At 44.8% G+C, this 661-nt stretch carries 1 pseudogene; it reads left to right on the top strand.

Features of this window, described 5'->3' with window-relative positions:
* Positions 1–655 (top strand): annotated as a pseudogene (locus RH88_RS22820) (IS5 family transposase); the annotation flags it as partial.
* Between the last annotated feature and the right edge of the window lie 6 nt (positions 656–661).

Below are 661 nucleotides of genomic sequence, written 5' to 3'. Positions count from 1 at the left end.
TTCTCAGAACGGGTTGTCAGTGGAATGCGCTTAACGCAACAGGTATTTGCACCTCTAGCTCAGCGCATCGTCGCTTTCAAGAGTGGCGAGATGCAGGTGTCTTTGAGCGATTTTGGCAAAATGGCCTGATTTACGAAGGTGTTGATTGGTGTTCTATATCAATGGATGGCTGCCAAACAAAAGCACCTTTAGCTGGCTCAAAAAAACAGGAAAGAACCCAACAGACAGAGCAAAACAAGGCGTAAAACGTAGCTTATTGACGGATGCGAATGGATTGCCACTTGCCGTTATCAGCGATGGTGCCAACGTTCACGATATCAAATTGGTGCTTCAAACGTTAGATGCATTAGAGTGTTATCGGCCACCGTTACAAGTGCCGCTGTATTTAGACAAAGGTTATACGGGACAGTGGTTACATGAAGAGTTGGTCGCTTTGAACTACATTCCTCATGTTCAATCACGTGCTGAAGAGGCTGCGAGCTTAAAACAATCGGATGATTTTAAAGCTCATCGTTGGGTAGTGGAGCGAACTCATAGCTGGTTAAACCGTTATCGTCGATTGCTTGTTCGTTGGGAAAAGAAAATCGAAAACTACGAGGCCATGCTGCATTTTGCTTGTGGCCTCATTGTATGGAATAAATCCCTTTTGGGATAGGTTCTT

It is taken from the genome of Vibrio scophthalmi LMG 19158 (genome assembly GCF_000222585.1).
GTDB classification, from domain to species: domain Bacteria; phylum Pseudomonadota; class Gammaproteobacteria; order Enterobacterales; family Vibrionaceae; genus Vibrio; species Vibrio scophthalmi.
This window is presented reverse-complemented; position numbering and strand designations above follow the sequence as displayed.